The following is a 26,347-nucleotide window of genomic DNA, read 5'->3' as shown; positions in this document are numbered from 1 at the left end:
TCCTTATTGGGTGAACAAGATAGCTGGGATCACCAAATAAAACCGCCTACCCAGTAGTGGGTAGGCCTACCGGTTAGCCGTCCGCAAGGCTAAAACCGCTGTCGATTGCGTAGCGAATAAGGCCAGCGGTGCTGGAAATTCCAAGCTTCTTCTTGATGTTCTTGCGATGTGTTTCCACCGTTGCCTCGGAAAGGGCCAGCGACTGGGCAATGGCGCGGTTGCTCTTGCCGGATGCCAGCAGCATCAGCACGTCGTGCTCGCGGGTGGTCAGCGGATTTGCGGGCTCGCTCGGCCGGCGATCGAGAAGAACTTCGGAGACGCCGGTGGAGAAATAGGTCCGTCCCGCAGCAACGGTCTCGATCGCCGTGACGATCTCGTCAGTCGAAACATCCTTGAGGACATAACCGGACGCGCCATGCAGGACAGATGCCGAGATGTATTCTCGGCTGTCATGCATTGACAGCATCACGATGCGACAGTCGGGCAACTTTGCCTTGAACAGCTCGATTGCCTCGATTCCGCTGAGCTTCGGCATGTTGATGTCGATCAGCACCACCGCTGGGTTGGTCTGAATCGCGACTTCCAAGCCGGTCAGCGCTAGGCCCGCCGTGCCGACCACCTCGATATGCGAGAACGTCTCCAGCACGGCGCGAAGGCCGTCGAGAACCAGCGGGTGATTGTCGATGAGGACGACCTTGATCGGCTTGACAATACTCATGCAGCTTCCGTCCGGTTCTTCGGGCTGACATTGGCCGAAAGAGGAAGCATCGCGGTTAGCACGGTTCCCTCCGGCTTGCTCCGGACGAGGAGAACACCGCCGAAATGCGCCATGCGCTCCTGCATGTTGCGAAGGCCAAGGCCGCTCTGCTGCCCGGTGCGGCCAAGGCGAGCGCTTTCTTCGAAACCGTTGCCATTATCCGAAATCGTCATACGCATCCGGCCGCGAGTACTCCAGAGCTTGATCCGCACCTCGCGGGCGCCGGAATGGCGCTCGATGTTGTTCAACGCTTCCTGGGCAACCCTGTAGAGCGCCGTGCTCGCTTCGGTCTTCAGCCTGTCCTTGCCGGCGTCGGCCTCTAGAACTGTACGGATGCCGGTCCGTTCGGAGAAATGGTTGCTCAGTGCTGTCAGCGCAGCCGTCAGACCAAGGTCGTCCAGCGCGGGGGGCCTCAGATCGTGCGACAATCGGCGGACTTCCTTGATGGCGACGTTGAGCGCCTCCACGCCCTTATCGATGGCGCCGGATGCGTCATCGGCGTGGTTCCGGACCTTTCTTCCGGCAAGGTCGATTGCATAGCGCACGCCGACAAGGTTTTGCGATATGCCGTCGTGCAATTCGCGGGCAAGGCGTGCGCGCTCTTCCTCCTGGGTGTCGATAATGCGCTGTGTGAGGGCCTTGAGCTTGTTATCTGCCATGCGCCGTTCACGCAGCGTAACGAGCATGCAGGTGGCAAAGACGACCATAACGGCGGGCACAGCTATCAACGCCACCACGAGGAAGGTATGGCCGATCTTTTCGCGCAGGTCCGCTTTCGCAGCCGCCGTTTGCGCGAAGACGTCATCGAGATAGACGCCGGTTCCCAGCATCCACCGCCACTTGTCCAGCCCCATGGCGAAGGAGAGCTTGTCGGCCATCGTGCCGGATGAGGGTTTCTCCCACTTGTACTGATACAGACCGCCGCCTTCCTTGGCCTTTTGGATTAGGTTGGCGATTACCTGATTGCCGTCAGGGTCGGTCAGATCCAGCCAGTTGTGGCCCGGCCGGAAGGCCTGCCGCGGGTGCACGACATTGTTGCCATCGTAGTCATAGACGAAGAAATAGCCGTCCTTGCCGTAGTCGAGAGACGTCAGAATGCTGCGCACGCGATCCTTGGCCGCCTCATCGTTCGCACCCGCCGAGGCATAAACGTCCTCGATCGCCGAGCGGGCGAGGTTGGTGAGGTTGAGCAGCTCAGTCTCCTTCGCTTTCAGCATGTTGCGTTCGAACGTGTCGATGCTGCTCTGCGCGAGGCTCGTAGCCTGCCACGTGATGAAGGTGGTAATGGTGAGGATCGCAATGACGAGTGGCACGACCGCAAGAGCGACGATCTGATGGCGAAGGTTCACGGCATTCCCCAATGCATTTATTCAGACCATAAGGGTAAAGCGAGCCACGGCTCCGCGCCAGACCCCTCGTCTCACGCAGTCAAATTGCTCCTGAGGAGCGTGTTCGCGTAGCTACGTTTTGGAGGAAACTCAATCAACAAAACTCCATAAAGGGCCAGGCGTATGATGAAATGTTCCACTTTCAGGTGACTAGGGCTTCGTGACCGCCTGGTGGTAATATAGTCAGCAGTGGCAGAGGGGTAGAGCTCAACGAGCGCATGCCGGCGGGCGCGCCTACGGGTGACACTCATGGAGGAAACAATGACGGATTGGGAACTCCACGGAACGGAATTCGGAAATTGCAACTGTTCCTAGGGATGCCCGTGCCAGTTCAATGCCTTACCGACCCATGGCCATTGCCAGGCCATCGGATTCTTCACGATCGCCAGGGGAAATTTCGGCGCGGCGAAGCTCGACGGATTGAATATGGCCATCGCCGTTGCTTGGCCAGGTGCGGTTCATGAGGGTCGCGGCGTCATGCAGCCGATTATTGACGAACGCGCGGACGACGCTCAGCGCGGTGCACTCCTCAGTATTCTGACCGGCGAGGAAACTGATCCGATGGCAACGTTCTGGGCGGTCTACACTGCGATGTGCGAAACCGTCCGCGATCCGATCTATACGGCGATCAGCATCGATGTCGACATGAAGGCTCGTCGGGCGAAGTGCAAAGCGGAGGGCGTCGCCATTGGCCGTGGCGAGCCTATCCTGAACCCGGTAACTGGCGACGAGCATTGCGTTGGTATTCTCCTGCCGAACGGCTTCGAATACGAGCGGAACGAAGTCGGCCGCGGATGGTCGTCGTCATTCACGGGTGTGCCGTTGAACTTGGAGGACAGCTACGCTCACTGGTGCGAGCTGCACTTTAATCAGCATGGGCGTATTCAATAGCCGCAGGGCCGGCAGGACTCGAACCTGGAACCAATCGGTTATGAGCCGACGGCTCTAACCATTGAGCTACAGGCCCCACCAGAGAGTTTCTAGGGACAGAAAACCGATCGATCAAGCTCGGTCGCGATGAATTGTTCCCTCTCAAGAGCGCCGACTTTGAGGCTCAGATGACAGTCCAGGGGATCGCTGAAACGCCAGGTGGGTAAATAGTAGCTTTGGTGACCTAGCTACCTCGGCCATGCTGCCCCGCGGGCCCTTTTGACTATTCTTTCGGCAGACCGTAGCGAAGCACGCGGAGGTCTTCGTCTTCGAGGGAAATCTCCAATACCCGATTGATGAGGTCATCGTCATTGTCGAGCTCGATCAATGCCTGCTCGAACAACTCAAGCTGCACGTCGAGGTCCATGCCGGGTGGGCCGTTGAGGCAGATCAGCCCGGCATGGATGGCGACGTCGGCATATTGTCCCTTGGTGCCCGGCTTGTCTTTTGGTCCCCGGAAATCGACCGAGTTCTTCGTGACAAACGTCCAGTCGTCTTTGAGAATGATCGGTTTGAGCTCCCAGTCCTTCAGGCCGCCCATTTTCATCCAGACGACGTGGCTTGTTTCGCCGTGGCCCTTTTCGATTGCCATTTTTGCAAGTTGCGGACTGAGGCACTCATCGATCAGAAACTTCATCCCGTCTTCCTACGACGGGGGACGCGACGATCCGTGATGATGACTGAGCCTTCGGGAATGTCGCCGGAGACGCGGGGCCGGCCGCGCAAGGGGTTCGCTTCCGCGTAGATAGACGCGAGCTTTATATTCTCCGCGTCCAGGCTAGGCCAGGCTTCCAGGATGCGCTCAACCGAATGACCAGCAGCTACGGATGCGGCAACATCATAGACCGGAACGCGGGTGCCGCGGATGACAGGCGTACCGCCAAGTACGTCGGGTGAGGCTGTCACGATCTCTCGCGCTGCGGCAAGGTCGTCCAGCCGTTCGCTCGCACCTCTCATAAAGGGCATAAGATCGATCGTCAGAAACTCGTGGTGAACGGTCCAGTCCTCGCGCAACAGGGCCGCCCATGGGAGTGTGCGCGCTTTTGTCAGTCGGGCCTCTGCGGTGCGGATGGCAAACAGTCGCTCCTCCGACGTGAGGCGGCGCGCGCTCTCAAAATAGAAGGCGATGAGTGAACAGGCCCCCGCCAGGACGTGGCGGCCATTGTCGAGCGAAACAAAGGCGTCTGGCAGGATGTGCTCATCGATGACGCGATTGATGTCGCGTAGGCTCACGCGTGAGACAACGGCGGCCTCGCTCGCCTTCAGCATTTCCGCAACTGCGGGCATGTGAGCCTCCATATTAAATCTTCCGATGTGTCGGAATATATAACTCGCGAACGACGATATCAAGGCCTTGTCGAGGAGTTCCGAGCCTCCATAAAGACGAGTGTCAGCCTAGAGCAGCTTTTTCTGAAGCTACGTGACGGCGTGATGGGCCGATCGCTATATAGCCGACGACCTGCGCGACGACCTGCGCGAAGTCTCGCGCGGGATCGAGAACCGGCTATTTATCGGCAAGGCGTACGAACGCTGGCTATAAGGCGAAATTCGCCGGAAGGCCAACGCGTACAGGCGATACGCTTTGCCCCTACGGTGGAGCATTCGCTTGTGTAGCGTCATTGGCATCCGGCCGAGCTGACAGGAGAGGAATGCCATTGCGCTCGCCGCCGTTGCGCGGCCGGCGCAGAGACCGTCTCGCCAGCTCGGAAATGACCTCGCCGACGCTCCGCTGCTGTTGGGTCGCCATTGCCTTTGCGGCGATCAGGACATCGTCGTCAATAGCCAAGGTCGTTCTCATGTCCGCCTCATGTGATAAACGCACCTAGAAGTGCGATATCAATCGTGATTTGCGATCAAAGATGAACCTGGATCTCATCGACACGTTCCTTGACCTGCTCGAGACCGGCAATTTCAATCGCACTGCGGAGCGGTTGGAAACGACGCAGTCCACCATCAGCGGTCGCGTCGAGGCGCTCGAACAGGCTGTCGGGGCGAAGCTTTTTCAGCGCGGGCGGGCGGGTGCGATACCGACGCCGTCCGGTCTTCGGTTTGAACAGCATGCGCGGGCGCTGAAGGCTGGCTGGGCGCACGCACGCCGGGACATCGGAGGGCTGGAGCGCTACGAAGGCTCGTTAAGGGTCTCCGGACAATTCAGCTTGATGCGCACCCTCTTTCTGGGTGGATCGCGACACCATCTCAGTTACATCGAACGGGAGAATCCGAGGGCGGCGGTCCACGTTGACGAGGAGATCGTCAGCGCGGTACGTCGTCTGCTTGATTTTCCGGAAAGCGGCCGCCCTGGCCGGGTTGCCAGAACTCGAGAGCTTGTTATCCCTCGGTCCCCCTACATTGCAGCCTACATGGTGATGGCGGATAGAATTCGAATTCTGCGTGTTTGCATGGCGCCCAGAAGGGCCCAGCGAGTTCGACAACGAGTAGAAGCAGCCTCACTTATCTCGTCGTGAGTCCCTGCAATTCCCTGAGCACGCTGATTATCAAGGGGTCGAGGGTTCGATCCCGTTCAAGGTGACCGACGAGCAAACTCTCCTTCAAGGGCGGTCCAGCGGTCCGGGCGCAATCGTTCAGCTTCTTCTGGGTGTCGCCCAGTCGGGCATAGGCCGACAGTCCGCGCAAGTTCAGCAGCAGATAGTCGGTGATCCGATCGACCTCGGATTTTGGCGCGTGGGCTGCGATGTAGCTTCGGATCTGATCTCTGGGCTCTTTTGCCTGCTCGGCGGCCAGCGCGCATGCCTGTTCGTCATCAGCTTGTAGGGTCTCGGTAACCATGCATCCGCGCGTGGCGGTATAAACCAAAGCCAGCCCTTGTGATTGGACGTTGCACTATGCCTCGGGCCAATACCGGTACGTGGGATGCTGGCGACCCGTTTTTGTAAGCCTCGTAGTCGTTCCCGCCTTCCTCGCGCTGCAAGTTTCCGGCGACCGGTTCTACTGCCCCTCCTGCTAGACCGGCATCCGGAACAGGAAGGCGGTCTGATTTTCGTCCGACTGAACCTCAAGACTGCCCCCATGGCCTCGAGCAATCTCGTATGAGATGAACAGACCAAGGCCAAGCCCCTGCTTCTCCGCGGAGCTTGTCGCTCGGAAGAAGGGCTCAAACAGGTGGTCCTTCACATGTCCGGGAATTGGGTGGCCCTCGTTTGCAACCGTTATCACGACTTCGTTCAAGCCCGGAGCCGCGACGACCTTCACCGGCCGGTCAGGAGCCCCATGCGCCAAGGCGTTGCCCAGCAAGTTGGATACCAGCTGAGCGACCCGGCCGCCGTCGCAAGTGACCTGATCTTCGATCGTGAGCGAGCGTTGGATGTCTCGCCCGGGATGCGCGGTCTGCAGTTCCTGGACAACGTGCTCAAGTACGATGCGCAGGTCGGTTGGCTTCGGGTCGATGGCAATGCCTTGGCCAGCTCTGCAGCGCGCAAGATCGAGCATGTCCTGAATCAGCCCGGCCATGCGCTCGGTGCTTTGGCTCATCATCGTCAGGACGCGTTTTGACTTGTCGGATTGAGGTTCCCGCGAAAGGATGTTGAGCCCACCGGCGACCGACGCCAGCGGATTGCGCAGGTCATGGCCCAAGATCGCCACGAACTGCTCCCTTAAACGAGCCACTTCCTTTTCCGCGAGGAGCCCTTGCTCAAGCTGGAGCCGTTCGGCAATACCTGCATCAATCCGCTCTTCCAGAGTTCTGTTCAGTTCCTCGAGCTCTCGGCGTGCTCGATCGGCGGCGTTCTTCGCATCCACCAGTTCGCGCTCGTATCGGCGTCGGTCCGCCGCCTGGAACAGCGTTATACGGGTGAACTGAACACTTCCGTCGCTCAAACGGCGTTCGGCTGCGTTTACGAGCATCGGGAGCTTGCGCCCATTCGGGCCAACAAGATCAAGGGCGACTTCATTGAAGTAGCCCTGCATTCGTAGCAGAGGAGCAAAGTGCGTTTCGTAAAAAATCTTTCCCGGAACGTTGAGCAGATCGTAAAACCGCCTGCCGAGGAGTTCGAAGCTCTGCATGCCAAGCCATCCGGCAAGCGTACGGTTGGCCTTGATGATCACGCCGTCAGCGGCCAGAGAGAGGTAGCCACAGGGCGCATTCTCATAGAGGTCGTCAAGGTCCTCCATGATGCCCTCCAACCCTCCTTGAGGTTCCGCCTTACACAAAGGCTTTGATCGCCGAAATGACCTGGGCAGGCGCGCTCAGGTTCGGACAATGTCCAGTTGCATCAATAACGACCATTTCTCCTTTGGGCAGATGGTCCCGCACATATTCCCCGACCCCCTGCTGGGCAATGACGTCCTGCTTGCATTGGATCACAAGCGCACGGGCTTGGCAGCATGGAAGGTCCGCTCTATTGTCGGAAAGGAAGGTGACGCGCGCGAACGCCTTGGCAATCTCCGGGTCGGTACGGCAGAAGCTGTTCACAAGCTCCTCACTCAGTTCCGGACGATCGGGATTTCCCATGATTACGGGCCCCATAGTGGCAGACCATCCCAGATGATTGTCGTCGAGAAACTCCAGCAACTCCTCGATCTGTTCCCGTGTGAAGCCGCCTTCATATCCTTCGTCGTTGATGTATCGAGGTGACGGCCCAATCAGGACAAGGTCGCTGAACAGGTCAGGAGCTTCAATTGACGCAAGAATGCCGATAATGGCGCTCACCGAGTGGGCGACAAATACGCCACCTGTGATATCCAGAGCCTGACCTATCTCGACGATATCAGCCGCGTAGCCCGCAAGGCTGGAATATTTGGCATGGTCATAGGCGCCGAGGTCCGACTTGCCGCACCCGACATGGTCGAAGAGGACGATCTTGTAATCCTGCTCGAACGCCGGCGTGACATGCCGCCACATGTTCTGGTCGCAACCGAAGCCGTGTGCAAAGACCATGGCGCGCCGTCCTTCACCCCGCACGGTGACATTGTTCCTTGCGATAACCGACATGATCCCTCCGACTTCGGTACAAGCGCCAGCCGCCGCTCGTGGGCTTCCTGCCAAAAAACATGCGTGGAACATAGGGATATTACCGGCAGCCGTCGAGTGCCTTAACCTTTTGGCCGAAACCCGGTGGTCCGTCTGTGAGACCGGTAACTTCTCCGGGGTCGAGCACGGTTGTTAGGCCGGACTGGTCCATGATCATCGCTTTTGCTCAAGGAGGCAACGGTGCGGTGGAATGGACGATCACGATTGAGGGGAAGAACGAGTTCGCCGATGTTTGCCGCCGGGAGGTCCGAATCGATAAGAGTTGGAAGCGCCTGTTCGACGGAGAGGTCGGCTTGTCGATCGAAGAGGGCAAGAAGATCATGGCGGCGCTGCAGAGCGCGGTCGTGAATCACGAGGCAGAGACCTATTCCGATGCCGGCTGTAGATAGGACCATTCGCTGAACTCGGAGCCCCGGCGAAGGTGATCGAGCGTCGAGCAGCGTGGGGGAGGGGTTGGAGCACCTCGATCAGCCCGTCCATGATCGCCTTCGATTGCCGGTCGTTGTTGCGCAGGAAGACCGCAAATCGGCAGACCCGCTCCACCAGTGAGGTCACGTTCGCCTTGCCGAACCTCTTGCGAAACTGAATGAGATCGCACTCCCAATGGCAGTATCAGGACGGTGAAGGATGTTGAGTTCCGTGCTGAAGCGGCGACCGTGACGCCGTCGAGCATGCCGCGGCTGCGTCTCGCACGACGCTCCGGCAGAAAGCTAAAGGACGCAGTTAAGAACGCTGTCGACAAGACTTAAAGCATTGAAGCTACGGTTAGTGCGAACCTGTTCTGCGCCCTGCCGGAACAGATTTCTTCTATGCCGGTTCAAGCGGTCGGCGAGCGCGGAATTCCCGGTAAGAGCAGACGTGCCATGGCACTGTGATTGTGTGGCTGACATAGGGCTTGGAAAAGAATTGGCATCCCGAAGGGAGCAAGCTCTCCTCGAGAATTGTTGCGCCGGAGGCGACGATCAGCTTTACCGGTGGCCAACGGTCCCGGATGTAGTGGATAAATCGATGCCGTCTATCGTGCCCAGCATCTGGATATCTGTGAAAACCAGATCGATGTCATTTCGCACTTCGAGTATGCGAATTGCCTCGTATGCGTCACATGCCTCAAGCGCTTCGTAGCCTTCATGCAACACCAGATTGACTGCACCCATCCGGATCAGCGCTCTGTCTTCGACGACGAGGATGACCGGATTTCCGTGTCGCATCGTTCACCTGGCATATACGAATGGAGAAAGATCCGCCCGGAGCCCAGAGCTTTTTTGATGGTCGATTGTGGCGATGGTGCCGGGACCCGAATCGCTCAACGTGATCTCGCCGTCCAGGTTTTTTGACGAGTGCCTCCACAATGCCGCTTCCCAAGCCAGCCTTGGGTGCACGTGTCCTGCGGCCATGCCGATGCCGTTGTCGGCGACCGCGAGGTCCAGTCTCTGCCGGAGGATCGATAGTCAATCAGGATTGTCCCGGTTCGCTCGTCGTGACCGCTCGGTCACGATAAGTCCTAAGCTGACGGAAACATCCGCTTCCACTGCGCTGTCGTCGGCCGAAACGTGGACGGACAGCCGGCCAGGGTCAGCTATCATTGATGCACCGAGGCTTTGGCAAAGCTGCTTCAACAAATATGTGCGGAGTTCGACGCTGCCGCCCGGCGACGTGGAAAGCTGTCGCTGCAGAGCCGCAATCGACATCACCCGGTGATGGGCGTTGTGGCAATGGCCACGCGCTTCCTCCGACTGAACCCGCCGTGCGCTATGCATCAGAACGCTTGCAATGATCTGGAGACTGTTGGCGACCCTGTGCTGAACTTCCTGCAGCAGGATGGCCTTGTCGCGGGCCAGGTCGTCTTTCAGTCGCGCCTCTGCGCGCGCATCGGTCACGTCCGTCACGGCCACGAGAAGGCGAATATGTTCGACGTCACCATCATCAAGGGTCTGTGCATTGACGACCAACTGCCGTGTGCCGCGGTTAGGCCGCTTTAGGTCTATTTCATAGGCTTGAATGTCCGCACTTCGCGAGGCTGTAGCTTTTAGGAGTGACTCAAGCTTGGGCATCGCCCATTCCCCCTGTCCGAGTTCGCCGAGCTTTTTGCCGGGAACTGACGTGGGGTCTATGTCGAAGGCCCGGCAGAATGAGGCGCTCGCTGCGATGATTTTCAGGTCGTCGGACAGGAAAAGCAGAGGTTCGTGGGACGAGACCACGACGGCAAGAGTACTTGCCGCTTCGAAATGCACAGTCGGGGTGGTTGACATGAAATGGCCCTCAGGCTGAAGGCTCACGGAGCGAGTCATTGCTCGGCGGCACTGCCGACAAGCCCCGCAGGGCAGGCTCGACTAGAGGACTTTAACACGCCTGATGGGTAATCGTACCACGCTATCTCTCGTGGTAGGGATCTCAGTGGCCAAAGAACGCTGGGCAGTGATTTCCGACTGCCCGTCAGGCTTGAGGCTTCAGGCAAGGCCACATCAGACCGTAGCCGGCTGAGGAGGCCTGCATAGCAGTTTCCTCTTGCCGTCCATTCTGTCATGCGCGGTACTATCAAGTTTTGTTGTTGAATGATCGCACAACAAGGCAGTTGCGAATGCAATATCGTTGTCCGGTTGGCCGGTGCCTTGGCGAACGGCGGGCATCCGCCACGAGATCGCTCGCGTTTCTCCGTGGCATAATGGCGGCGGCCGAGATCGGTATGGCGGAGATCACTCGGCTGACGCATGCTCGCGAATTGAGAGCGTCCTGCGAGGGCGACAGTAGTTTTTCCCGGCGATGGAATTGGTGCTATTTCATCCTGAGCAAGAGGGATCGACGTCCAGGGTATCGTTTCCTACATGCATGTCTATGGGAGATTCGATGCAGCGGGGGCTGCTCGTACCTCCACGTTCCATCGGCTTAAGACGGACAACGGTGTTGATCTGGTGCGCAGCAACGGGAAGTCAAATTATCGTCGCAGCGTCGTCGACCCCTCCCGAAATGACGAAGGGCGCTCGACACTTTTGAGGAGTTCCCTTCGGACCCGGACGACTTACGAACGCGCGACAGAGATCCATCGCTGCAGGCAGTCATCGATTACGGGTAGTGAGAGATAGATGGGGGAAGGGCGCCGGTAATTCGGGACCGTCCAAGGCATCCATTGCGCGAACAGGTAAGCCGAGGCACGCATCGCAAATGCCGCAGCCATCGTCGTCCATCGGCTGGTCGGCCCGCTCGCAACAGAGGCAGATGACGGAGCATCGGAGCCGGCCATTGTCCCCGCTCGGCACCACAATTTCGGCCATATCGTCCGACACGATATTGATGACGAGTTCCTTCATTGCCCGCTTCTCCATTGACCTCCTCGTGAAAAGATAAGAGCCGCGGGGCGCTTTGCAATGGCGAGCGCTCGCGAGATCACGCACGCTTTCAAGAAGAATGGACTCTCTCGCCTCCGCATGCTGTTCTGGAGAGGGATTGGCGTATGATTGGGATTCTCGGCGCGCGCGACGCGCACGCCTGATCAGGCTTGCCGCGGCGGTAGCGATCAGCGCGTCAGCGATAACGGTTCCCGTCGCAGTTCTGCTAGCGCCGCACCGATCTGACATCATCATCGAAAGGACGATCGATGGCAGAGGTCCTTGCTGAGCTCAGGGCCGGACGCAAGCAAACCATTGGATGTGGTTCATCTTCTTGCAACGGTTGTGTGCGCTTGGACGGTCTCCCACCGCGAACTTCTACGGCATCGGTTCTATCGAGGAGGCTCGGGCTTATCTCCGACATCCCGTGCTTGCCGATAGTTTGGCGCGGGCGGTCGATGCGGTCCGCGGGGGTATCTGACCGTTTCGCCATGAGATTTTTCGGCTCGCCCGACGATCTGAAATTCCGCTCGTCGATGACGCTGTTCAGTGAAGCTGCCGCGGAGGACGGGGAACAGTCCGGCTCGCTCTTGAGCGTTTCTCTGCCGGCGAACCAGATCATCGTACCCTCGAACTCATTGGCGGCGGCAACGACCCGCCGCGTCCCACAGAGGTCGGTCAAATCGCGCGAACGCCTTCCGCTTTCGACTTGGGCGGTGACGACCACATGCGCATGGCGACCGCCGTGGCACCCCTGTCGCCGCGCGCGGCCGGGTGCCACCGTGTCAATGCCACTCACCTGGACGCAGGTCCAATCTAATCTCGGCTCGAAGCGCTTTACCGTCCGCACCGTCCCGGCGCTTCTGGCAAAGGCAAGCGCATGGGAGGATTACTGCGATGGACAGCACCGGCTTGAGCAGGCCATCAAGCGGCTTGGGAAGCATAAGGCTGCCGCATGACATTTGAATCGCAGGGCGCGGAGACACACAAAAAGAATGAAGAAGTCCAACATGCCCATCGAACAGCTCACGCGCCTTCGCCGGATTCGCGGACTGGCGCGGGTGATGATACGGCGCTCCGAATTCCCGGTACACGCATGTCGGTTGGGGCAGACTCGGTCCTTGGCCTGATCCCCGGCGTGGGCGATTTTGCGGCCGCCGCCGTCAGCCTCATTATCGTCAATGAGGCTCGGCGTCTCGGCGTGCCAAACGACAAGCTCGTCAAGATGCTGGTCAATGTCGGTTTTGACACGGTTGCTGGAAGTGTGCCGGTGCTTGGCGATGTCTTCGACGTCTATTTCAAATCCAATCGCCGCAATTTTCAGCTTGTTCTCGATCACTTCGGCCTCGACCGTGCCGACCTCGACCGGTAACGCCGGTCAGCTGCGATTGCCGAGCATGGCGATATCGAACACCGCGGCATTGTCCTGGATTTCGCGTAGGCCCTTAACATAAGCTTCGAAGACTCTTAACCAGCTTTGTTTCGAGGGCACGATGCATAAAGGTCTGAGGTGTTTCGGGATTGGTCGAGCTCTGTGCTAAACGTGTAGAGAGTGCCGAAAGCGAAGCTGCGGCAACAATCGCGGGTTTTATTATTTTCCTTTGGGAGGAATGTCGCCCCACTGAACGGGAGCGATCTCGTTGGTGATTTTGTGTTGCTCGACAGGTCGCGGTAAACGCATTAGCTTTCAAGGACCTCCCAAAAGTGTGCCGCTTCTAGGTGGAAACTCGGCCGTCATTTCCGCATTGTGCGGGTAGGGTGCGCAACATGGGCAATGTAGATGATTACTCAGGGCAAACTGATTGGGCAACTTCTTGCGTTCGGCGCGCTGGGTTTGCTGGCGGTCGGTTGTATCTTGGTGCTTCGGCCCTTCCTATCCGCCATTCTGTGGGCGGCTGTGATATGTTTCTCGACATGGCCCGCCTACAGATTGTTTGAGCGAGCCCTTGGCGGCTATCGGGCACTGGCCGCGGCCGCCATGACAGTGCTGGTCGTCGTTGTCATCGTCGCACCGCTCGCATTGCTGGCAACGACACTCGCGGACAATCTCAGCAGCTTGGTGGCAGGAGTCACCCATGTCCTCGAACAGGGCCCGCCGGCGCCGCCGGATTGGGTGAGGGGGCTACCCATCGCCGGTGAGAACTTGGCTAATTATTGGGAGGGCTTGGCACATAACGCGCCGGCCTTCACCATCGAGATGAAGAAGTTGATCGGCCCTTTCGCCGATGTCGCTCTGATTGGGGGAACGCTGTTTGGCGCCGGTCTTCTCGAACTCGCGCTAAGTATCTTCATCGGCTTTTTCTTATTTTTGCACGGGCGGCGTGTGACCGCCCTTACCCGTCAGATCGCGGAACGGGTGGCGGGAGCCCGCGCTCGAAGATTGCTTAGCGTGGTTGGAGTGACAGTGACGGGCGTTGTTTATGGCCTGCTCGGCACGGCCCTGGCCCAAGGCCTCCTGGCCGGCGTGGGTTTCTGGATCGCCGGTGTGCCCCAGGCGTTGTTGCTCGGATGCCTGACATTTGTTCTGTCATTCGTGCCGGCGGGGCCTCCCTTTGTATGGGGACCTGTCGCGCTGTGGCTTTTCATGCAGGAATCAGTCTGGTGGGGCATCTTCGTCGCGATTTGGGGCCTACTTCTTGTTAGTAGTATCGACAATTTCCTGAGACCCTATCTCCTCGGAAAAAATACCAACTTACCCGTTTTGCTGGGGCTCTTTGGTCTAATTGGTGGCGTACTGGCCTTCGGCCTCATCGGCCTTTTCCTCGGGCCAACGCTGCTGGCGGTTGCCCATAGCCTATTTCGCGAGTGGATCGCGGCGGAGCTTGAAGAGAGAAGGCAACCTCCGTCCTCTCTAACGGAGCGAGACCAGCGTGCGGGACCGCGCGAAAGGACTTAACTTCGTTGGTGCGGGCGTAGCATGGTGAGCGCGCCTCGCCCTGAGCGGATTGCCCGCCGTCACAAACCGCCGGTCGGCCCAATACCACTGGTTTGTAGGCCAGACGAATATTCGACGTCGGAGTTCCTGGCCACCACGGTAGATCGGGGCCCTTCGGGTTCCGATTAATACCAGCGTCCTCGGCCGTACCAGCCGCCACCTAGGAGGAGAACGAAAAGAACAATAATTAAGAGCGTGGTGATATCCATCTGGGCCTCCTGCAATACCCGCAGTCTCCATCGCTCTGCACGGATGATACGGCAACGTTCCGCAGGGAGCTTGGTTCCATGGAGCTTCCGGTGAGACACTGGTGAAGGCGCCCCTCGACGCCGTCACCAATTTTTGATGTCCTTACGGTATCATAGAGCGGTGCCGGTCGCGCTCTCGTTGAACCTGTTCGAGCGTGTAAGGGTCGCATTTTCGCCAAAACGCGTCCACCCTTCTTGCGCAACGACGCCCCGCCGCGCGGCAAGGTCAACGCGGTTCAGGTCCTGCAGTATTGCTTCTGCTTCAGGCGCAAGAGTGTCGTCCACCCTTGCTGTCACGAAAGTGCCTCCGCGCCGAACGCCTCGGCGAAGACATGGGCACCTCTTCATCGACTCCGGAATCGGTCAGCGCACCGATCGGCGGCAAAGGCCGCAGGGCTGGTGATCCCGTCGGGCCGCTCGATGGGAATCTGCGGCACGTGCAAGGTGCGCAAGATAGAAGGCCAGGTCCACATGGTGCAAAATGGCGGCATCACGGATGAGGACGTAGACGAAGGATTCATCCTCGCTTGCTGCTCCAAGCCCCTGGGGCGTGTAGCGGTCGAAGCATAGGCAAGGCGGTCCCTGAAACGGATTGGGTTGGAGCGGCGTTCCAAACGAGACGGATGTTCGCCAAATCCTGGATAGTGGTACTTGCAAAGCGTGTCCGAAGGGCGCGCTCGGCATCTGCCATGGCCTGATCCAAGAAGGTGTTGACCGCACCTTCCACAGGACAGGTACTGTGGTCGCTTGAAAGGGCAATCGAGAATGCTGATCCGGTTTGCAGGGCATCGTGGATCTGCTCGACCGTGATCTCGTCGGCTCCCTTCGCAATCCGCCAGCCCCCGCTTCGTCCTACTGCTGACGTCACAATGCCCTTTTCCTTGAGAGCGGCGAAATGCCAAGCGACAAGGGGAATTCCGGCAATAACTGGACGTGGCTGGGCGCGGCCTTGGCGTCGACTTCGATCCCGTTCGGCAGCCTCGCGATACCCGGCGGATGGCGATACCACCCGGTGGTCCTTGCGCACCTCGTTGGCACGCTGGCTGAGATGTTCCCCGACCGCCTCAGGTGGATTGCAGTGGGGAGCGGCGAAGCGATGAATGAAAGCGTCGTCGGCGAGGGTTGGCCTGACAAAGGCGAGCGCAATGAACGTCTAAAGGCCGGAGCAGACGTCGTTCCGTTCGCTTTTGCAAGGGGAAACCGTTGATATGAAGCTTCCCTGGTTCTCGTCGGAAGCAGCGAAACTGTGGTCGTTGGCCAAGCAGCCTCCCGCGATTTATGGCGCGGCACTCACGACGGCGACAGCCGGATGGATGGGACCATGGACCGACGGTGTAATCACCGTTCGCAAACCGGTCGCTCAACTCCGCGAATTCGCGAAGTGCTACGAAGACAATGGCGGCGACGGCCAACCTCGTGCCCTTCAGTTGCAGATTTCCTGGGAGGTACCCTTGAGAAAGCCCGTTTCGCGATCAGTGGAGATGCGCCGCGTCTCCGCCGGACCGCCTCCCGGTCTTGCGGCGACCGCATGAGTTCGATGACGTCACCGTGACGTAACGCCCGAGGACATTGACGATCACATCCTGCTTGTCACGAAGGGCGAGGAACTTCTGCAGGCGATCACGGACGCGCGCTCCTGCGGCTTCGAGGATGTCTACATTCACAATGTCTCGCGCGACCAGCTCGGCTTCATGCGCTTTTATGGCTAGCCAAGTTCTGCCGGACATCTTCTAAAGTTTAAGGTAAGCCGCTCGACCCGTCGGGCTGCCAGTGTTGGCATGATCAATCGCTCGCTCGAACCCTTTACATTCTTGTCGCGCTGGCGGTGTCGCAATGGTCTCAAAGGTGCTGGCAACGTCATGCGTTCGATTGCGATACGAACGCGGCGTTCACGCGGATCGTTGCATTTTCCGTCATGGCGATGCATTGATTTCGGACGGGGTAAAAAGGGGAACACGCAGATCACATCGCGGTCATCGCTGTCGACCAGGCTTTTCATTTTGGTGTTGGTCGCGGTCCTTCCGCTGACCGCGATCCTGTTTTACAACCTCTATTCCATCCGGCTGGCTAAGCAACGCGAAGTCCATGCCGAGGCTTTCCGCACGGGACAGCTTGCGGCGCTTGAGATGCAGCGTCTCCTCGGCGGCCTTGAGAACACACTATCGGGTATTGCCGCTGCCCCCGCGGTCCAAAACCTCGATCCTGTCGCTTGCAACACCTACATGGCGCGAGCTGGTGCACGCCTTCCAGAATTCGCGGGCATCGCAGTGCTCGACGCCTCGGGCGTGATCAAGTGCTGGCAAGAAGAGACGGCTATCGGAATTTCTCTGGCAGACCGGGCCTATGTGAAGGAATCGCTGGGCGGCACGTTCTCGGTAGGGGAATTCACCGAAGGCCGCGTCAGCCACCAGAAGGTCCTGCCCGTATCGGTGCCGATTATCGACGACGCAGGTAAGGTCACGGGCGTGGTCGCGGGGTCGCTTGACCTCGCCTGGCTCCAACAGAAGGTCCGGGAACGCACATTTCCCGCAGACGGCAATCTCACGATCGCCGACCGCAACGGCGTCATTCTGGCCCGCCACCCCGAACCTGAACGGTTTGTGGGCACCAGCATTCCTGAGCAATTCCAGCACCTCGTCCATTCTGAGCGGCCCGGCACTACCGAACTCACCAGCCAGGATGGAACGCGACGCATCCTCGCCTACTTTCCACCATCCAAGAGCCAGCCTGGCCTCTATATCAGCGCGGGCATTTCGACTGCCGCGGAGTACGCGGCGGTGACCCGCGCCATGTATTACGGCGCTGCAGGCGCGATCGCCGCTGCCGCACTGGCACTGACGTTGGCCAGCGTCACCGGAAGGTTCTCAATTCGTAGACCCGTGAAGCATCTGCTTCGGACCGTCGAGGCATGGCGTAAGCAGGACGAAACCGCGCGAACGGGAATGTCCCACGCTAATGGTGAATTCGGTCAGCTTGGCGCGGCGATCGACGCCTATATGGACGAGCTGGTTCTCGCGCGGCAGCGAAGCCGGAAGGAGGAGGAGCAGCGTAGCGTTCTGATGCGCGAACTCGATCACAGGGTGAAGAACCTGCTGGCGACAGTGCAGGCCGTAGCCCGCGCGTCATTCAGATCTTCGGCGCTTGATCCGTCGACGCTCGAGACGTTCAACCATCGGCTTGCAGCCATGGGAGAAGCCCATGCTCTCCTCATGAAGGACGCCTGGCAATCGGCACCGCTCCGCGATGTCGTCATTACCGCTATTCGCCCGTTCGATACTGCCGAACCCTCAAGGTTCTCGGTCACCGGCCCCGAGCTCACCATGAACTCGACGGCCGCCCTCGCCCTGGGCATGTCGCTCCATGAGCTCTGCACGAACGCGGTCAAGTACGGAGCCTTAAGATCAGACGACGGCACGATCCGAATTCAGTGGCGGATCGAGGACGGCGAGGCCCGGATGCTGCACTTCGAATGGATCGAGCTCGACGGGCCGCCGATCATTCCTCCGACGAACAGCGGCTTCGGATCGGCGATGATCGAGCGAATGCTCGGCAGCCAGATCGGAGGAACCGTGGAGGTGATCTACGAACAAGATGGGCTCAAGTTCCATCTGATCGTACCGGTCTCGAATGTGGAACTCGTGTCTTAGCCTGACTGCACGGCCGCCGACACGATTTCGGCAAGCTGGGCCATGGTGAACGGCTTGGCCAATCGCTTCATGCTGGCATCCGCGCCTGCGGGAAGCTCGGCGTAGCCAGTCGCAAGAACGATGGGCATATTGGGGTGCTGCTTCCGGACGGTCTCGGCGAGTTGCAGCCCCGTCATCCCCGGCATCGCCTGGTCGGTTATAACAAGGTCTATCTGCTCGCCGGACTCGAGGAACCGAAGGGCCTGAGTGCCGGAGGCGGCTTCGACGACGTCGTGACCAAGGTCTTCCAGCATCGCGACGGAGTTCATCAGGACGAGTGCGTCATCGTCTACCGCCAGCACCCGTAGCTTCTTGACCGGTTTGACCGACCCGTCTTCGGCGACGTCCGGCGTGGCGATTTCGGCTGCGGCCAGTTCGTCTGCGGGAAGACAGAGCTCAACCGAGGTGCCCAGTCCGGGTTGGCTTTCGATGCGCATCCTGCCACCTGATTGCGCCACCAAGCCGTCGACCATCGAAAGGCCGAGGCCGGTGCCCTTGCCCACGCCCTTGGTGGTGAAGAATGGCTCTCGGACCCGCGCCAGCGTTTCGGCGTCCATTCCTTCGCCCGTGTCCTTGACCGTGATGCAGACGTAACTTCCCGGTGTAAGCTCGAGGTCTCCGCCTGCATCGACGGTGAGGCTTTTAGCAAGGATGGATACCTTCCCGCCGCCCGGCATGGCATCCCGGGCATTCACGACCAGGTTCAACAGTGCGTTTTCCAGCTGCCCCTGGTCGGTGGTGATGCAAGGCAGATTTCGGGAAACCTGCGTTTCCAGGTCAACTGTCGGTCCGACCGCCTGCGCGAGAAGCTCCGACATCCCGGCCAGCATCGTGGCGACGTCGATGCACTCACTCTTTAGTTCCTGCCGTCGGGCAAATGCGAGCATCCGCTGGGTCAGCGCCGAGCCACGCTTAGCGCCCTGCATGGCATTGTCAAGCAAGGCCAGTGACCTGGGGTCGTTCGGGAGCCGCTTCCGCAGAAGCTCGAGGCTCCCCAGCACCGCCATTAATAGATTATTGAAGTCATGCGCCGCGCCGCCGGTGAAGACGCCAACGGCCTTCAGCCTCTCGGCTTCGCGCAACCGCTCTTCGGCCGCCCGTTTCTCGGTGATGTCGCGGGTGACCTTGGCAAAGCCAATAATCTCGCCGTCCTCGCGGATGGCATCGATCACCACGCTGGCCCAGAAGCGTGTGCCGTCCTTTCGGACGCGCCAGCCTTCGTTTTCCCAGCGACCCTCAGCGCGCGCGGTGGCGAGGCCTAGTTCCGGCAGTCCGGCGGCTCTGTCTTCCTCCGTGTAGAAGTTCGAGAAATGCCTTCCGATGATTTCGTCTGACGAAAAGCCCTTGGCGCGCGCCGCTCCCTCGTTCCAGCTTGCAACGTTTCCGTCGATGTCGAGCATGTAGATCGCGTAGTCGATCACGCTCTTGACGAGGAGCGAGAAGTTGCGTTCGGTCTCGCCAAGCTTGGTCGCCGCCCGTTCGAGTTCCTTCGTACGTTCTTTGACCAGCAGGTCGAGTTGCTTGTTTGCATCCTGAAGTGCGAGCTCGGTCGTACGGCGGTCGCCGATGTCCCTGGTGATCGCCAATTGCCCTGTGCGTCCGTCCTCCAGCGCAATAGGAACAGCATGGGTTTCCATATGACGCCGGGTGCCATTCAATCCGACGATGTCGAATTGCCAAGTGAGTTTCTCGCCAGCACAAACCCGGGCATGATTTGCCAGCCACGTCGTACGATCCTCATCGGAAATGAAACTCGGCGTCGCCGCTCCTTCAACGCTGGTCCAGGAGTCCGCCTCGATCATGGTCAGGCCCGCGCGGTTCATGCGCACAAGGCTGCCGTCGGGTGCGACGATCTTGATGCACTCCGGTGTTTCATCGACGATCGCTTCGAGAAAACGGTCGCCGTCATTGCGACCGCGGAAACTCAATACTTCAGCAAGCTCCTTGAGCATAAACCCCTGCCATTCCGGTTTGTCGAGATGCGCTCGATCCGCTCTCTACGACAATCACTTCAAAAAATTCTGCTGATGAATATGCGAAAAAGACGACTTCCACCGCGAAAGGCCTCTTGCCAACTTACCAACCGGCGCAGTGCACTTTTGCTCGCTCCGCCCACCCGCAACTGAAAGAAACGCTTTAGGTGACCGCTGGTTCCATCCGGGGGTTTTCTGTGAAAATCCCAGAGCCATCCGGAACGAAAACGTGGTTTCGCTATCATTCGAAGTGACCACTATTTCCCCTCCGTGCGCTTTGGCGATTTCGGACGCGATATGAAGTCGAAGTCCCAATCCCTGCTGCCGCCCGGTCGCATCGCCTCCGCGGAAGAACGACTGGAACAGGCGCTCCATAGTAGTCGGAGGGATTGGTTCGCCTTGATTCAAGACTGAGATCGTGAGCACTTCTCCGTCGATATTCGAACGCAGCACAATTTCACCCTCCGGTGCACCATGAGCAATTGCGTTGCAAATCGTGGCCAAGTACGGCCATGAATTCGTCTCGAAGCAGACCGGTTTCGGTCAGCGTCTTGTTGAGAGCCGCAAGAGCCCTCCGGGTCTCCTCCGCCTGTCGTTGCGCTTCGACCAGTTTGCGCTGCGCGATTGCCGTGCCCACGATGGCGCGGGTGTTGATTTCCTGTCGGCCTTTCGCCAGCAGTGCGCGCCGTGCCGCCACGGCCTCATGCAGTGTCACTGAAGGCAGAGTCAGATCGGCATAGCGAGCTTCCACGAAGTTGCCCGAGGGTCGCCGCACGAAGATACGGACCATGTCCCCGCGGGCCAAAAACGCATTCGATCTTGCGGCAGGCGCAGCGGAATCTCGTTCTCGTGCTCCCGCCAGACGGCAACTGGCGGCCGGCCCAAGCTGCTGTGGATAGACTGGTGGTAGGAGCCGACTATGTCGAGGGCGATGTAGCGCTCGAGCTCGCGCAAGGTGAGCGCCGAATGCCGCTTCGAATCGTATTCGCCGAGTTCCTGCGCGTTGCTGAACGTCGTGCCGGGCAGCAGGTGCAGCTTCCCCATCTGCGTGCCGATCAGACGCTCGATATGACCCCGAAGCGCGGCTCCGCCGGCGGTCGCCACTCAATCGCGATGCCTGCATCCTGGCACCCTCTCTTGAAAGCACGGCTCCTAAAGTCGGCGCCGTTGTCGACGTGAAGTGTTTCCGGCAGGCCGGCGGCGGGCCACGCTTCGGTGATCTCGCGTTCTCGCAACCAAGCCGACTTGTCGAAGACCGAGTGCAGCAGGCACAGACTTGTCGACAACCGGGAAGGCGCGTCCATCGTCAGGTAGAATCCCGTCACCATGCGGCTGCAGACATCCATCGCCAGCGTCAGCCAGGGCCGGCCGATCGGCTGGCGGGTTTCCTCGTCAACGACAAAGATATCCGCTTTCGTATGATCGACCTGAACGACCTGCAAAGGCCGGGAGGCGGCAAATACCCCGGGAACGGCCTGTGTCTGCTTCACGATCTTATCTTCGCCACAGCGTTTGGCGCGTTTCTGCAGATCGATGTCTTCGAGACGAGCCTTGATCGTTCGGCGATGCGGCGGCTTGAGCCCGGCCGACATGCAGTTCGTTTGGACATCCCGGACCAACTGTGAAACGGTCGGACGGTTTCGCGTCAGGTAGTATCGGCTGATGGTCGTGCGGATGATCTCTTCCCGCTGGTCATCCAACAACCGGTGGCCCTCTCCGGTCGACCGCGTTTGCGATCCACCAACGACATGACCGTGCCACCAGCTCGAAGCAATATGATAAGGCGGTACGCGGTCGCTCGACGGATTTCGAGCTCGGTCGCAAGCAGTGCCACATCTCCGGCTGCTATTTTGCCAGGTCGACTCTTCAGGACTTCCCGAACCGCGTCTGCGCGTCGGCACGCTTTATCCCAAAGCGCTTCATCGACCTCGTCGGGAAATGGGTCACTCATTGCAGGAACGCATGCCAAGGCTGCGCATCAAAACGAACTCAGGCGAGCCCGTTTTAAGGCATCGACCTTTCTGGTCTGACTGACCGTCAGCATGCTTCGCGGCTTCAGGCAGAGGGCAGCAGCGACTACCGGCGAGATCACATGGCCGGTCTCCGGATCGCGTATCGGGACAGCATTGCGGCCCGGTTGATGCGATATGATCGGACCGGGCGATGCGCTGTCCTTGACCGACCTCTCCGGGCGGCGCCAGCTTGCGAGAAGCCGCTCGAGATTCGAGAAACTGCCCGTATAGCCGCGCTTTTTGATATCGTGGAACAGATGCCGTCCGCAGCGATTGCCATCTCAGGAAGCGAGGAACGCCTCGAAGTATAAAGGGGATGTTGGCTTCAACGCCGACTTCTGTCGGTCGGGTGGCGTCTCGAAAGTCAGCCATTTCGCGATGCTGCGCCGGCCGTAGCCGGTGCGACGTGCGATCTCCGAATAGGACAGACCTTCTTTGTTCAATTAAATGCCGAGCGACACGATCAACGCTGAAGCCGTGTGGTCAGCGAGGTTCCGACAGCCAACAGGCTCCACGGGGGCTCGTCTGGTCGAGTCCCGAAGTCGAGGTTCACCGCGAGGAACACACGACCTGTTATCGGATCACAACCGGCCGGCGAATTTATCGGGCCTGAAAACTAAACGTTGACCGCGCCGTTCAAATGCCTTACAGACATGTTTATCGATATTTGCTTGCTAGCTTTGGTTAACGCGCGATGGCACCGCGCTCTGAACGAACCTTCCTTTCAAAAATCGCTATCACCATCTGCAGCGCTTTGGCGTTGCGGCTTCTCAGTACTGCTATGAAAGGGTTCATCATGACCACTGGCACAGTTAAATGGTTCAACTCCACCAAGGGCTTCGGCTTCATTCAGCCTGACAATGGCGGCGCCGATGCGTTCGTCCATATCTCTGCCGTTGAACGCGCCGGAATGCGCGAGCTCGTCGAAGGCCAGAAGGTCGGTTTCGATCTGGAGCGTGACAGCAAGTCCGGCAAAATGTCGGCTTGCAACCTTCAGTCCGCTTAAATCGGTATCTGCTTTCCTTTGACCACGGATGTACTGGCACTGCCGGAAGCACATTATCCAATCAAGGCCAGGCATTTGCCTGGCCTTTTTGTTTTCGCTCGCGCGTCGAGCTCTCCAGTACCCGGAACCCACATGACAGAGACATACAGTAAATCTCGCCAGCAGGCTGAGATCGCCTTCGGCAAGGTCCAGACACAGTTCTTCGCAAAACACAAGGCGGTGGAAGAACTCGAATCCATCGCCCGGTCCCGAGAGGCAAAGACGTTGCGGCTTCGTGAGGCCCGCCTTGCAAAGGATCTGGAGGACCGTGCCTCAGCTATTGCCGCTCTCGTCGCGAAGCGCACCAAGGCGAGCTGATCACCGCTACAACACCTTATCAGGTAGAGCGCGGGCGATCGAAGAGGAGGCGGCGCGAAAGGCTGAACGCGACCGGCGCTACGCCAACCGTAAGGCAAGACGAGCAAAAGCTTCGGCGTTCCGTCATCTGCATCGCCCAGTTGATCTGCCGACGCTGCCCTGCCTGAAACTGACGTACGCTAGCGCTGGGGGCAGGCACGTTGCCCTTTTTCACACCGACCAGACAGCATGACGGCGGCGTGTTGTAGGTTCACTCACACCAAGGGGCCTCTATGGCACAGGATACCAATGAGCTTCAGGCGATCAACACGGCCTGGCAAATCGCAATCCAGGAAATCCTTCGCATGATCATCCGTGACATGTATCATGCCGGCGGCGAGACAGCGTTCAAGAGGCATATCAAACGGATCGAACAGGCAGCCGTCGACAGCATCTACACGGATCTGAGGCTGAGAGGGACCGACGAATGGACGGAGATCCTCGTCAAAGAAAGGGCGAGCAATTTTGTTACCACCCTACTGACATCGTTTACGTATGATCGAGCCTGACACAGCACATGATGGCGGTGTCCTACCAAGAGAGTGTGAGCTGAACTACCTCAGCGCGATCGGGCTTGAGATCTCAGGGGAACGAACTCAACGGTTTCGGCTCAACAAGCAAGCCTTCGCTCCTTGATTCTCCTTCGAGAAAACGAATATCGCGCAGAGCTTCGCGAAGAGCCTGCCCTTGCGGATGGTCGCCGGCGACCTCAAGAAAGCTGGATATCGACCATCTCGTCTCGGTACCACCAGAGGCGATGTTAGCGCGATGGATGACAATATGCTCGCCCGCGGCCCCATCATGCTCGAGAAACCACTTGTCGCCATTCGAACTCGCTGCAAATTCTATTGGTCCTTCTGGCATTCTCAGCTCCTCACATCGCGGTTGAAGATCGTGATCAAGCAGCATGGTTGATAGGAGCAGATCTTCCTGTCTCGGCCACTGCGAGAGTCTCCGTGACGAGGTGAGCAGGTCAACTGCGGAAGCGGGCAAGAAGTTCCACAGTCAAGCAGAAGCAGAAGGCGCAGAGGAACAGATCTTGGGCGGAATTGCTGAACCCCCCGCTATGGGTGCTTTTTTCGACTAAGCCGCGGGCTTGCCTGTATCGGAAATTCCGTCTCGCATCCACGAGCTTCCGCAACGGGTCGAAGGGAGCCGCTCTTCACGAGCGCCGCGCACGACTTGTTGTGACGATGTTCACGTTCTGGGCTGAAAATATCGCATAATGAATCAACGGGGACCGCTAAATGGGGAAATGGCATTGGGCTCTTGCGGTGAACATCGTCATTATTCTCCGCGAAAGATGCGGAGAATTCACTTGCGGGTGCAGAGATTAATAGCCATATTCACCGCAAAGGATGCGGAGAATGTTGAGCTATATTCACAACCTGGACGGCTGGCCGAGATTTGCCTGGAGTAACGATGCTCTGGCTGGGCCGTTAGCGGCAGTCCGACATCAGCAAGGGCGCCTACTCGGGCGGATGGAAGCGCTGGGCTTTGATTTTCGTGCTGAAGCAGTTCTGTACACGCTAACTGAAGACGTTGTGAAGTCCAGTGAGATCGAGGGCGAGTTTCTCGACAAGGAACAGGTCCGCTCCTCCATCGCCCGCCGGCTCGGCCTGGACATTGGTGCGCTCGTTCCTGCCGACCGCCACGTCGAGGGCGTCGTTGAGATGATGCTGGATGCCACCCAGAACTATGAGGCCCCACTGTCCGATGAGCGGCTGTTTGCTTGGCATGCCGCGCTATTTCCGACCGGCCGCAGCGGCATGACAAAAATCATTGTTGGTGTTTGGCGTGATGAAAATTCTGGCCCAATGCAGGTGGTCTCCGGGCCGATGGGACGTGAGAGGGTCCATTTCGAGGCGCCTGCAGCCGCACGACTTCCAGAAGAGATGGCTGCATTTCTTTCTTGGTTCAACGGGCAAGCATCGCACGACCCGGTCCTGAAAGCAGCGATCGCGCATTTGTGGTTTGTTACCATACACCCTTTCGAGGACGGCAATGGCCGCATTGCGCGCGCTGTCGCCGATATGGCGCTCGCCAGGTCAGAAGGCACCTCGCAGCGCTTCTACAGTATGTCCGCGCAGATTCGGCAAGAGAGGAAGGACTACTATGCCATCCTCGAGACGACACAGAAGGGCGATCTCGATATCACCGGCTGGCTTCTGTGGTTTCTCGGCTGCCTCAATCGTGCCTTTGACGGGGCCGAAAAAATTCTCGCCAATGTGCTCCGCAAGGCGCGCTTCTGGGAAGCGCACGCCAGCCAGCGGCTTAGTGAGCGCCAGCGCAAGGTCGTCAATCGACTTCTCGAGGGCTTGGAGGCCAAATTAACGTCGTCCAAGTGGGCCAAGCTAACGCAGACCTCACCGGACACCGCTCTGCGCGACATCAACGACCTCATGGCACGCGGGATTCTCATTCGGGAAGCAAGCGGAGGGCGGAGTACCAGCTACTCTCTGGCTGATGTCGAAGAGATTCCGAACTGACCTTCGGTGTCGATCAGGAGGTCCTTGGTTCGAATCCGTTCAAGGCGAGGGATCGAAACTCGCCCTCAGCGGCCGCAGAGGGTGGAGAGCCGAAGTTCGCCAACTGCTCGGCCCGGGTCTGGTACTGCGCAAGAAGCGGACGCCGGGGTGCCAAGGATCGGCACGTTGTGTTTGATCGGGAGGTCTCGCTGACCTGTCCGCTCTCCCTGCGCACGTG

At 59.0% G+C, this 26,347-nt stretch carries 26 protein-coding genes, 1 tRNA gene and 12 pseudogenes; 17 read left to right on the top strand and 22 right to left on the bottom strand.

The genetic code is table 11. The features are described from left to right. Positions 1-73: 73 nt before the first annotated feature. Entirely contained in the window at positions 74-718 is a 645-nt protein-coding gene (gene mctR, locus N0Q91_RS20405) for a two-component system response regulator MctR (protein WP_275598516.1), read from the bottom strand. Then, on the bottom strand, positions 715-2,106 hold the full coding sequence (gene mctS, locus N0Q91_RS20400) for a two-component system sensor histidine kinase MctS (protein WP_275598515.1): 1,392 nt from the start codon (positions 2,104-2,106) through the stop codon (positions 715-717). Before mctS ends, mctR begins: the two co-directional genes overlap by 4 nt. 300 nt (positions 2,107-2,406) lie before the next feature. Here mctS and N0Q91_RS20395 point away from each other — a divergent pair. Next, positions 2,407-3,036: pseudogene (locus tag N0Q91_RS20395) on the top strand (DUF1326 domain-containing protein). Between the two features lie 3 nt (positions 3,037-3,039). Here N0Q91_RS20395 and N0Q91_RS20390 read toward each other — a convergent pair. The 4 genes from N0Q91_RS20390 to N0Q91_RS20375 all read right to left on the bottom strand — a co-directional run bounded on the left by N0Q91_RS20390 (position 3,040) and on the right by N0Q91_RS20375 (position 4,873). Then, a tRNA-Ile gene (locus N0Q91_RS20390) sits at positions 3,040-3,113 on the bottom strand. A 185-nt stretch (positions 3,114-3,298) separates the two neighbouring features. Then, positions 3,299-3,712: a DUF5615 family PIN-like protein gene (locus tag N0Q91_RS20385; RefSeq protein ID WP_275598514.1), complete on the bottom strand. Its 414-nt coding sequence runs from the start codon at positions 3,710-3,712 to the stop codon at positions 3,299-3,301. After that, positions 3,709-4,374: a DUF433 domain-containing protein gene (locus N0Q91_RS20380; protein WP_275598513.1), complete on the bottom strand. Its 666-nt coding sequence runs from the start codon at positions 4,372-4,374 to the stop codon at positions 3,709-3,711. The genes N0Q91_RS20385 and N0Q91_RS20380 overlap by 4 nt, the downstream gene beginning before the upstream one ends. Before the next feature lie 289 nt (positions 4,375-4,663). Further along, positions 4,664-4,873, bottom strand: coding sequence for a CopG family transcriptional regulator (locus N0Q91_RS20375; protein ID WP_275598512.1), 210 nt, complete (start codon positions 4,871-4,873; stop codon positions 4,664-4,666). Between the two features lie 61 nt (positions 4,874-4,934). Between N0Q91_RS20375 and N0Q91_RS20370 the strand changes: the two are divergent. Together N0Q91_RS20370 and N0Q91_RS20365 are read left to right on the top strand one after the other, a co-directional pair. After that, a pseudogene (locus tag N0Q91_RS20370) lies at positions 4,935-5,252 on the top strand (LysR family transcriptional regulator); the annotation flags it as partial. 1 nt (position 5,253) lies between these two features. Further along, positions 5,254-5,605, top strand: a pseudogene (locus tag N0Q91_RS20365) (type II toxin-antitoxin system RelE/ParE family toxin). Here the strand turns inward: N0Q91_RS20365 and N0Q91_RS20360 are convergent. The 3 genes from N0Q91_RS20360 to N0Q91_RS20350 form a co-directional block, all read right to left on the bottom strand. Further along, a complete protein-coding gene (locus N0Q91_RS20360) occupies positions 5,527-5,862 on the bottom strand; it encodes a hypothetical protein (protein WP_275598702.1) in 336 nt (111 codons plus the stop codon). The pseudogene N0Q91_RS20365 and the gene N0Q91_RS20360 overlap by 79 nt on opposite strands. A 174-nt stretch (positions 5,863-6,036) precedes the next feature. Beyond that, complete coding sequence (locus N0Q91_RS20355; RefSeq protein WP_275598511.1) at positions 6,037-7,203, bottom strand: PAS domain-containing sensor histidine kinase; 1,167 nt, start codon at positions 7,201-7,203, stop codon at positions 6,037-6,039. A gap of 31 nt (positions 7,204-7,234) precedes the next feature. Further along, entirely contained in the window at positions 7,235-8,023 is a 789-nt protein-coding gene (locus tag N0Q91_RS20350) for an alpha/beta fold hydrolase (RefSeq protein ID WP_275598510.1), read from the bottom strand. Between the two features lie 188 nt (positions 8,024-8,211). Between N0Q91_RS20350 and N0Q91_RS20345 the strand changes: the two genes are divergently transcribed. After that, positions 8,212-8,451, top strand: a complete 240-nt coding sequence (locus N0Q91_RS20345; protein WP_275598509.1) for a hypothetical protein — start codon at positions 8,212-8,214, stop codon at positions 8,449-8,451. On the opposite strand, the pseudogene N0Q91_RS20340 reads toward N0Q91_RS20345, so the two are convergent. The 4 genes and pseudogenes from N0Q91_RS20340 to N0Q91_RS20325 form a co-directional block, all read right to left on the bottom strand. Further along, positions 8,442-8,745, bottom strand: a pseudogene (locus tag N0Q91_RS20340) (IS30 family transposase); the annotation flags it as partial. The gene N0Q91_RS20345 and the pseudogene N0Q91_RS20340 overlap by 10 nt on opposite strands. 134 nt (positions 8,746-8,879) lie before the next feature. Continuing rightward, positions 8,880-9,270, bottom strand: a pseudogene (locus N0Q91_RS20335) (response regulator). 3 nt (positions 9,271-9,273) lie between these two features. Then, positions 9,274-10,311 (bottom strand): annotated as a pseudogene (locus tag N0Q91_RS20330) (sensor histidine kinase). A gap of 804 nt (positions 10,312-11,115) precedes the next feature. Beyond that, positions 11,116-11,367 carry a hypothetical protein gene (locus tag N0Q91_RS20325; RefSeq protein WP_275598508.1) on the bottom strand — a complete coding sequence of 84 codons (252 nt, stop codon included), beginning with the start codon at positions 11,365-11,367 and terminating at the stop codon, positions 11,116-11,118. A 337-nt stretch (positions 11,368-11,704) separates the two neighbouring features. On the opposite strand from N0Q91_RS20325, the gene N0Q91_RS20320 reads away from it, so the two are divergent. From N0Q91_RS20320 to N0Q91_RS20295, 6 genes and pseudogenes are all read left to right on the top strand, one after another. Then, positions 11,705-11,866: a DUF1810 family protein gene (locus N0Q91_RS20320; protein WP_275598507.1), complete on the top strand. Its 162-nt coding sequence runs from the start codon at positions 11,705-11,707 to the stop codon at positions 11,864-11,866. After that, positions 11,844-11,912, top strand: a pseudogene (locus N0Q91_RS20315) (hypothetical protein); the annotation flags it as partial. The gene N0Q91_RS20320 and the pseudogene N0Q91_RS20315, both read left to right, overlap by 23 nt. A 203-nt stretch (positions 11,913-12,115) precedes the next feature. Further along, positions 12,116-12,344, top strand: a pseudogene (ligD, locus tag N0Q91_RS20310) (non-homologous end-joining DNA ligase LigD); the annotation flags it as partial. Then, positions 12,341-12,757, top strand: a pseudogene (locus tag N0Q91_RS20305) (DUF4112 domain-containing protein). The pseudogenes ligD and N0Q91_RS20305, both read left to right, overlap by 4 nt. 408 nt (positions 12,758-13,165) lie before the next feature. Then, the gene (locus N0Q91_RS20300) at positions 13,166-14,281 is read left to right on the top strand and encodes an AI-2E family transporter (protein WP_275598506.1); all 1,116 of its coding nucleotides are present in this window, start codon (positions 13,166-13,168) and stop codon (positions 14,279-14,281) included. Positions 14,282-14,943: 662 nt separating this feature from the next. Further along, a pseudogene (locus tag N0Q91_RS20295) lies at positions 14,944-15,138 on the top strand (2Fe-2S iron-sulfur cluster-binding protein); the annotation flags it as partial. On the opposite strand, the gene N0Q91_RS20290 reads toward N0Q91_RS20295, so the two are convergent. Next, on the bottom strand, positions 15,086-15,436 hold the full coding sequence (locus N0Q91_RS20290) for an Rrf2 family transcriptional regulator (protein WP_275598505.1): 351 nt from the start codon (positions 15,434-15,436) through the stop codon (positions 15,086-15,088). The pseudogene N0Q91_RS20295 and the gene N0Q91_RS20290 overlap by 53 nt on opposite strands. A 27-nt stretch (positions 15,437-15,463) precedes the next feature. Here N0Q91_RS20290 and N0Q91_RS20285 point away from each other — a divergent pair, with 27 nt between their 5' ends. Further along, a complete protein-coding gene (locus N0Q91_RS20285; RefSeq protein WP_275598504.1) occupies positions 15,464-15,775 on the top strand; it encodes an LLM class flavin-dependent oxidoreductase in 312 nt (103 codons plus the stop codon). 265 nt (positions 15,776-16,040) lie between these two features. On the opposite strand, the gene N0Q91_RS20280 is transcribed toward N0Q91_RS20285, so the two are convergent. Further along, positions 16,041-16,232: a hypothetical protein gene (locus tag N0Q91_RS20280; RefSeq protein WP_275598503.1), complete on the bottom strand. Its 192-nt coding sequence runs from the start codon at positions 16,230-16,232 to the stop codon at positions 16,041-16,043. A 114-nt stretch (positions 16,233-16,346) separates the two neighbouring features. Here N0Q91_RS20280 and N0Q91_RS20275 point away from each other — a divergent pair, with 114 nt between their 5' ends. Beyond that, the gene (locus N0Q91_RS20275; protein WP_275598502.1) at positions 16,347-18,215 is read left to right on the top strand and encodes a sensor histidine kinase; all 1,869 of its coding nucleotides are present in this window, start codon (positions 16,347-16,349) and stop codon (positions 18,213-18,215) included. Here the strand turns inward: N0Q91_RS20275 and N0Q91_RS20270 are convergent. From N0Q91_RS20270 to N0Q91_RS20245, 6 genes and pseudogenes are all read right to left on the bottom strand, one after another. Then, a complete protein-coding gene (locus N0Q91_RS20270; RefSeq protein ID WP_275598501.1) occupies positions 18,212-20,206 on the bottom strand; it encodes a hybrid sensor histidine kinase/response regulator in 1,995 nt (664 codons plus the stop codon). The two genes, N0Q91_RS20275 and N0Q91_RS20270, sit on opposite strands and share 4 nt — an antisense overlap. Positions 20,207-20,260: 54 nt before the next feature. Continuing rightward, a complete protein-coding gene (locus tag N0Q91_RS20265) occupies positions 20,261-20,680 on the bottom strand; it encodes a sensor histidine kinase (protein ID WP_275598500.1) in 420 nt (139 codons plus the stop codon). Positions 20,681-20,684: 4 nt separating this feature from the next. Then, positions 20,685-20,978 carry a hypothetical protein gene (locus tag N0Q91_RS20260; RefSeq protein ID WP_275598499.1) on the bottom strand — a complete coding sequence of 98 codons (294 nt, stop codon included), beginning with the start codon at positions 20,976-20,978 and terminating at the stop codon, positions 20,685-20,687. Then, a complete protein-coding gene (locus N0Q91_RS20255; protein WP_275598498.1) occupies positions 20,954-21,331 on the bottom strand; it encodes a hypothetical protein in 378 nt (125 codons plus the stop codon). Before N0Q91_RS20255 ends, N0Q91_RS20260 begins: the two co-directional genes overlap by 25 nt. Continuing rightward, a complete protein-coding gene (locus N0Q91_RS20250) occupies positions 21,283-21,819 on the bottom strand; it encodes an integrase catalytic domain-containing protein (protein ID WP_275598497.1) in 537 nt (178 codons plus the stop codon). The genes N0Q91_RS20255 and N0Q91_RS20250 overlap by 49 nt, the downstream gene beginning before the upstream one ends. A gap of 366 nt (positions 21,820-22,185) precedes the next feature. Next, positions 22,186-22,682: pseudogene (locus N0Q91_RS20245) on the bottom strand (IS21 family transposase); the annotation flags it as partial. 353 nt (positions 22,683-23,035) lie between these two features. On the opposite strand from N0Q91_RS20245, the gene N0Q91_RS20240 reads away from it, so the two are divergent. From N0Q91_RS20240 to N0Q91_RS20225, 4 genes and pseudogenes are all read left to right on the top strand, one after another. Then, positions 23,036-23,245 carry a cold-shock protein gene (locus N0Q91_RS20240; protein ID WP_275598684.1) on the top strand — a complete coding sequence of 70 codons (210 nt, stop codon included), beginning with the start codon at positions 23,036-23,038 and terminating at the stop codon, positions 23,243-23,245. Between the two features lie 132 nt (positions 23,246-23,377). Then, complete coding sequence (locus N0Q91_RS20235; protein WP_275598496.1) at positions 23,378-23,602, top strand: hypothetical protein; 225 nt, start codon at positions 23,378-23,380, stop codon at positions 23,600-23,602. 28 nt (positions 23,603-23,630) lie between these two features. Then, positions 23,631-23,708 (top strand): annotated as a pseudogene (locus N0Q91_RS20230) (DUF6481 family protein); the annotation flags it as partial. 166 nt (positions 23,709-23,874) lie between these two features. Beyond that, entirely contained in the window at positions 23,875-24,150 is a 276-nt protein-coding gene (locus N0Q91_RS20225; RefSeq protein WP_275598495.1) for a hypothetical protein, read from the top strand. Between the two features lie 73 nt (positions 24,151-24,223). On the opposite strand, the gene N0Q91_RS20220 is transcribed toward N0Q91_RS20225, so the two are convergent. Beyond that, the gene (locus tag N0Q91_RS20220) at positions 24,224-24,505 is read right to left on the bottom strand and encodes a hypothetical protein (protein WP_275598494.1); all 282 of its coding nucleotides are present in this window, start codon (positions 24,503-24,505) and stop codon (positions 24,224-24,226) included. A 503-nt stretch (positions 24,506-25,008) separates the two neighbouring features. Between N0Q91_RS20220 and N0Q91_RS20215 the strand changes: the two genes are divergently transcribed. Beyond that, a complete protein-coding gene (locus N0Q91_RS20215) occupies positions 25,009-26,130 on the top strand; it encodes a Fic family protein (protein ID WP_275598493.1) in 1,122 nt (373 codons plus the stop codon). The last annotated feature ends 217 nt before the right edge of the window (positions 26,131-26,347 follow it).

Origin of the sequence: Sinorhizobium prairiense, from assembly GCF_029201645.2 — a bacterium.
GTDB classification, from domain to species: Bacteria; Pseudomonadota; Alphaproteobacteria; order Rhizobiales; family Rhizobiaceae; genus Sinorhizobium; species Sinorhizobium meliloti_A.
This window is presented reverse-complemented; position numbering and strand designations above follow the sequence as displayed.

Excerpts from the sequence above, each read along its gene's own strand:
- N0Q91_RS20225 (WP_275598495.1), top strand. The coding sequence starts at position 23,875 with ATGGCACAGGATACCAATGAGCTTCAGGCGATCAACACGGCCTGGCAA.
- N0Q91_RS20385 (WP_275598514.1), bottom strand. The coding sequence starts at position 3,712 with ATGAAGTTTCTGATCGATGAGTGCCTCAGTCCGCAACTTGCAAAAATG.
- N0Q91_RS20345 (WP_275598509.1), top strand. The coding sequence starts at position 8,212 with ATGATCATCGCTTTTGCTCAAGGAGGCAACGGTGCGGTGGAATGGACG.
- N0Q91_RS20375 (WP_275598512.1), bottom strand. The coding sequence starts at position 4,873 with ATGAGAACGACCTTGGCTATTGACGACGATGTCCTGATCGCCGCAAAG.
- N0Q91_RS20235 (WP_275598496.1), top strand. The coding sequence starts at position 23,378 with ATGACAGAGACATACAGTAAATCTCGCCAGCAGGCTGAGATCGCCTTC.
- N0Q91_RS20325 (WP_275598508.1), bottom strand. The coding sequence starts at position 11,367 with ATGAAGGAACTCGTCATCAATATCGTGTCGGACGATATGGCCGAAATT.
- N0Q91_RS20360 (WP_275598702.1), bottom strand. The coding sequence starts at position 5,862 with ATGGTTACCGAGACCCTACAAGCTGATGACGAACAGGCATGCGCGCTG.
- mctR (WP_275598516.1), bottom strand. The coding sequence starts at position 718 with ATGAGTATTGTCAAGCCGATCAAGGTCGTCCTCATCGACAATCACCCG.
- N0Q91_RS20320 (WP_275598507.1), top strand. The coding sequence starts at position 11,705 with ATGTGGTTCATCTTCTTGCAACGGTTGTGTGCGCTTGGACGGTCTCCC.
- N0Q91_RS20250 (WP_275598497.1), bottom strand. The coding sequence starts at position 21,819 with ATGTCGGCCGGGCTCAAGCCGCCGCATCGCCGAACGATCAAGGCTCGT.
- N0Q91_RS20300 (WP_275598506.1), top strand. The coding sequence starts at position 13,166 with ATGATTACTCAGGGCAAACTGATTGGGCAACTTCTTGCGTTCGGCGCG.
- N0Q91_RS20220 (WP_275598494.1), bottom strand. The coding sequence starts at position 24,505 with ATGCCAGAAGGACCAATAGAATTTGCAGCGAGTTCGAATGGCGACAAG.
- N0Q91_RS20275 (WP_275598502.1), top strand. The coding sequence starts at position 16,347 with ATGATCAATCGCTCGCTCGAACCCTTTACATTCTTGTCGCGCTGGCGG.
- N0Q91_RS20350 (WP_275598510.1), bottom strand. The coding sequence starts at position 8,023 with ATGTCGGTTATCGCAAGGAACAATGTCACCGTGCGGGGTGAAGGACGG.
- N0Q91_RS20380 (WP_275598513.1), bottom strand. The coding sequence starts at position 4,374 with ATGGAGGCTCACATGCCCGCAGTTGCGGAAATGCTGAAGGCGAGCGAG.
- N0Q91_RS20285 (WP_275598504.1), top strand. The coding sequence starts at position 15,464 with ATGCCAAGCGACAAGGGGAATTCCGGCAATAACTGGACGTGGCTGGGC.
- N0Q91_RS20215 (WP_275598493.1), top strand. The coding sequence starts at position 25,009 with ATGTTGAGCTATATTCACAACCTGGACGGCTGGCCGAGATTTGCCTGG.
- N0Q91_RS20355 (WP_275598511.1), bottom strand. The coding sequence starts at position 7,203 with ATGGAGGACCTTGACGACCTCTATGAGAATGCGCCCTGTGGCTACCTC.
- N0Q91_RS20270 (WP_275598501.1), bottom strand. The coding sequence starts at position 20,206 with ATGCTCAAGGAGCTTGCTGAAGTATTGAGTTTCCGCGGTCGCAATGAC.
- N0Q91_RS20240 (WP_275598684.1), top strand. The coding sequence starts at position 23,036 with ATGACCACTGGCACAGTTAAATGGTTCAACTCCACCAAGGGCTTCGGC.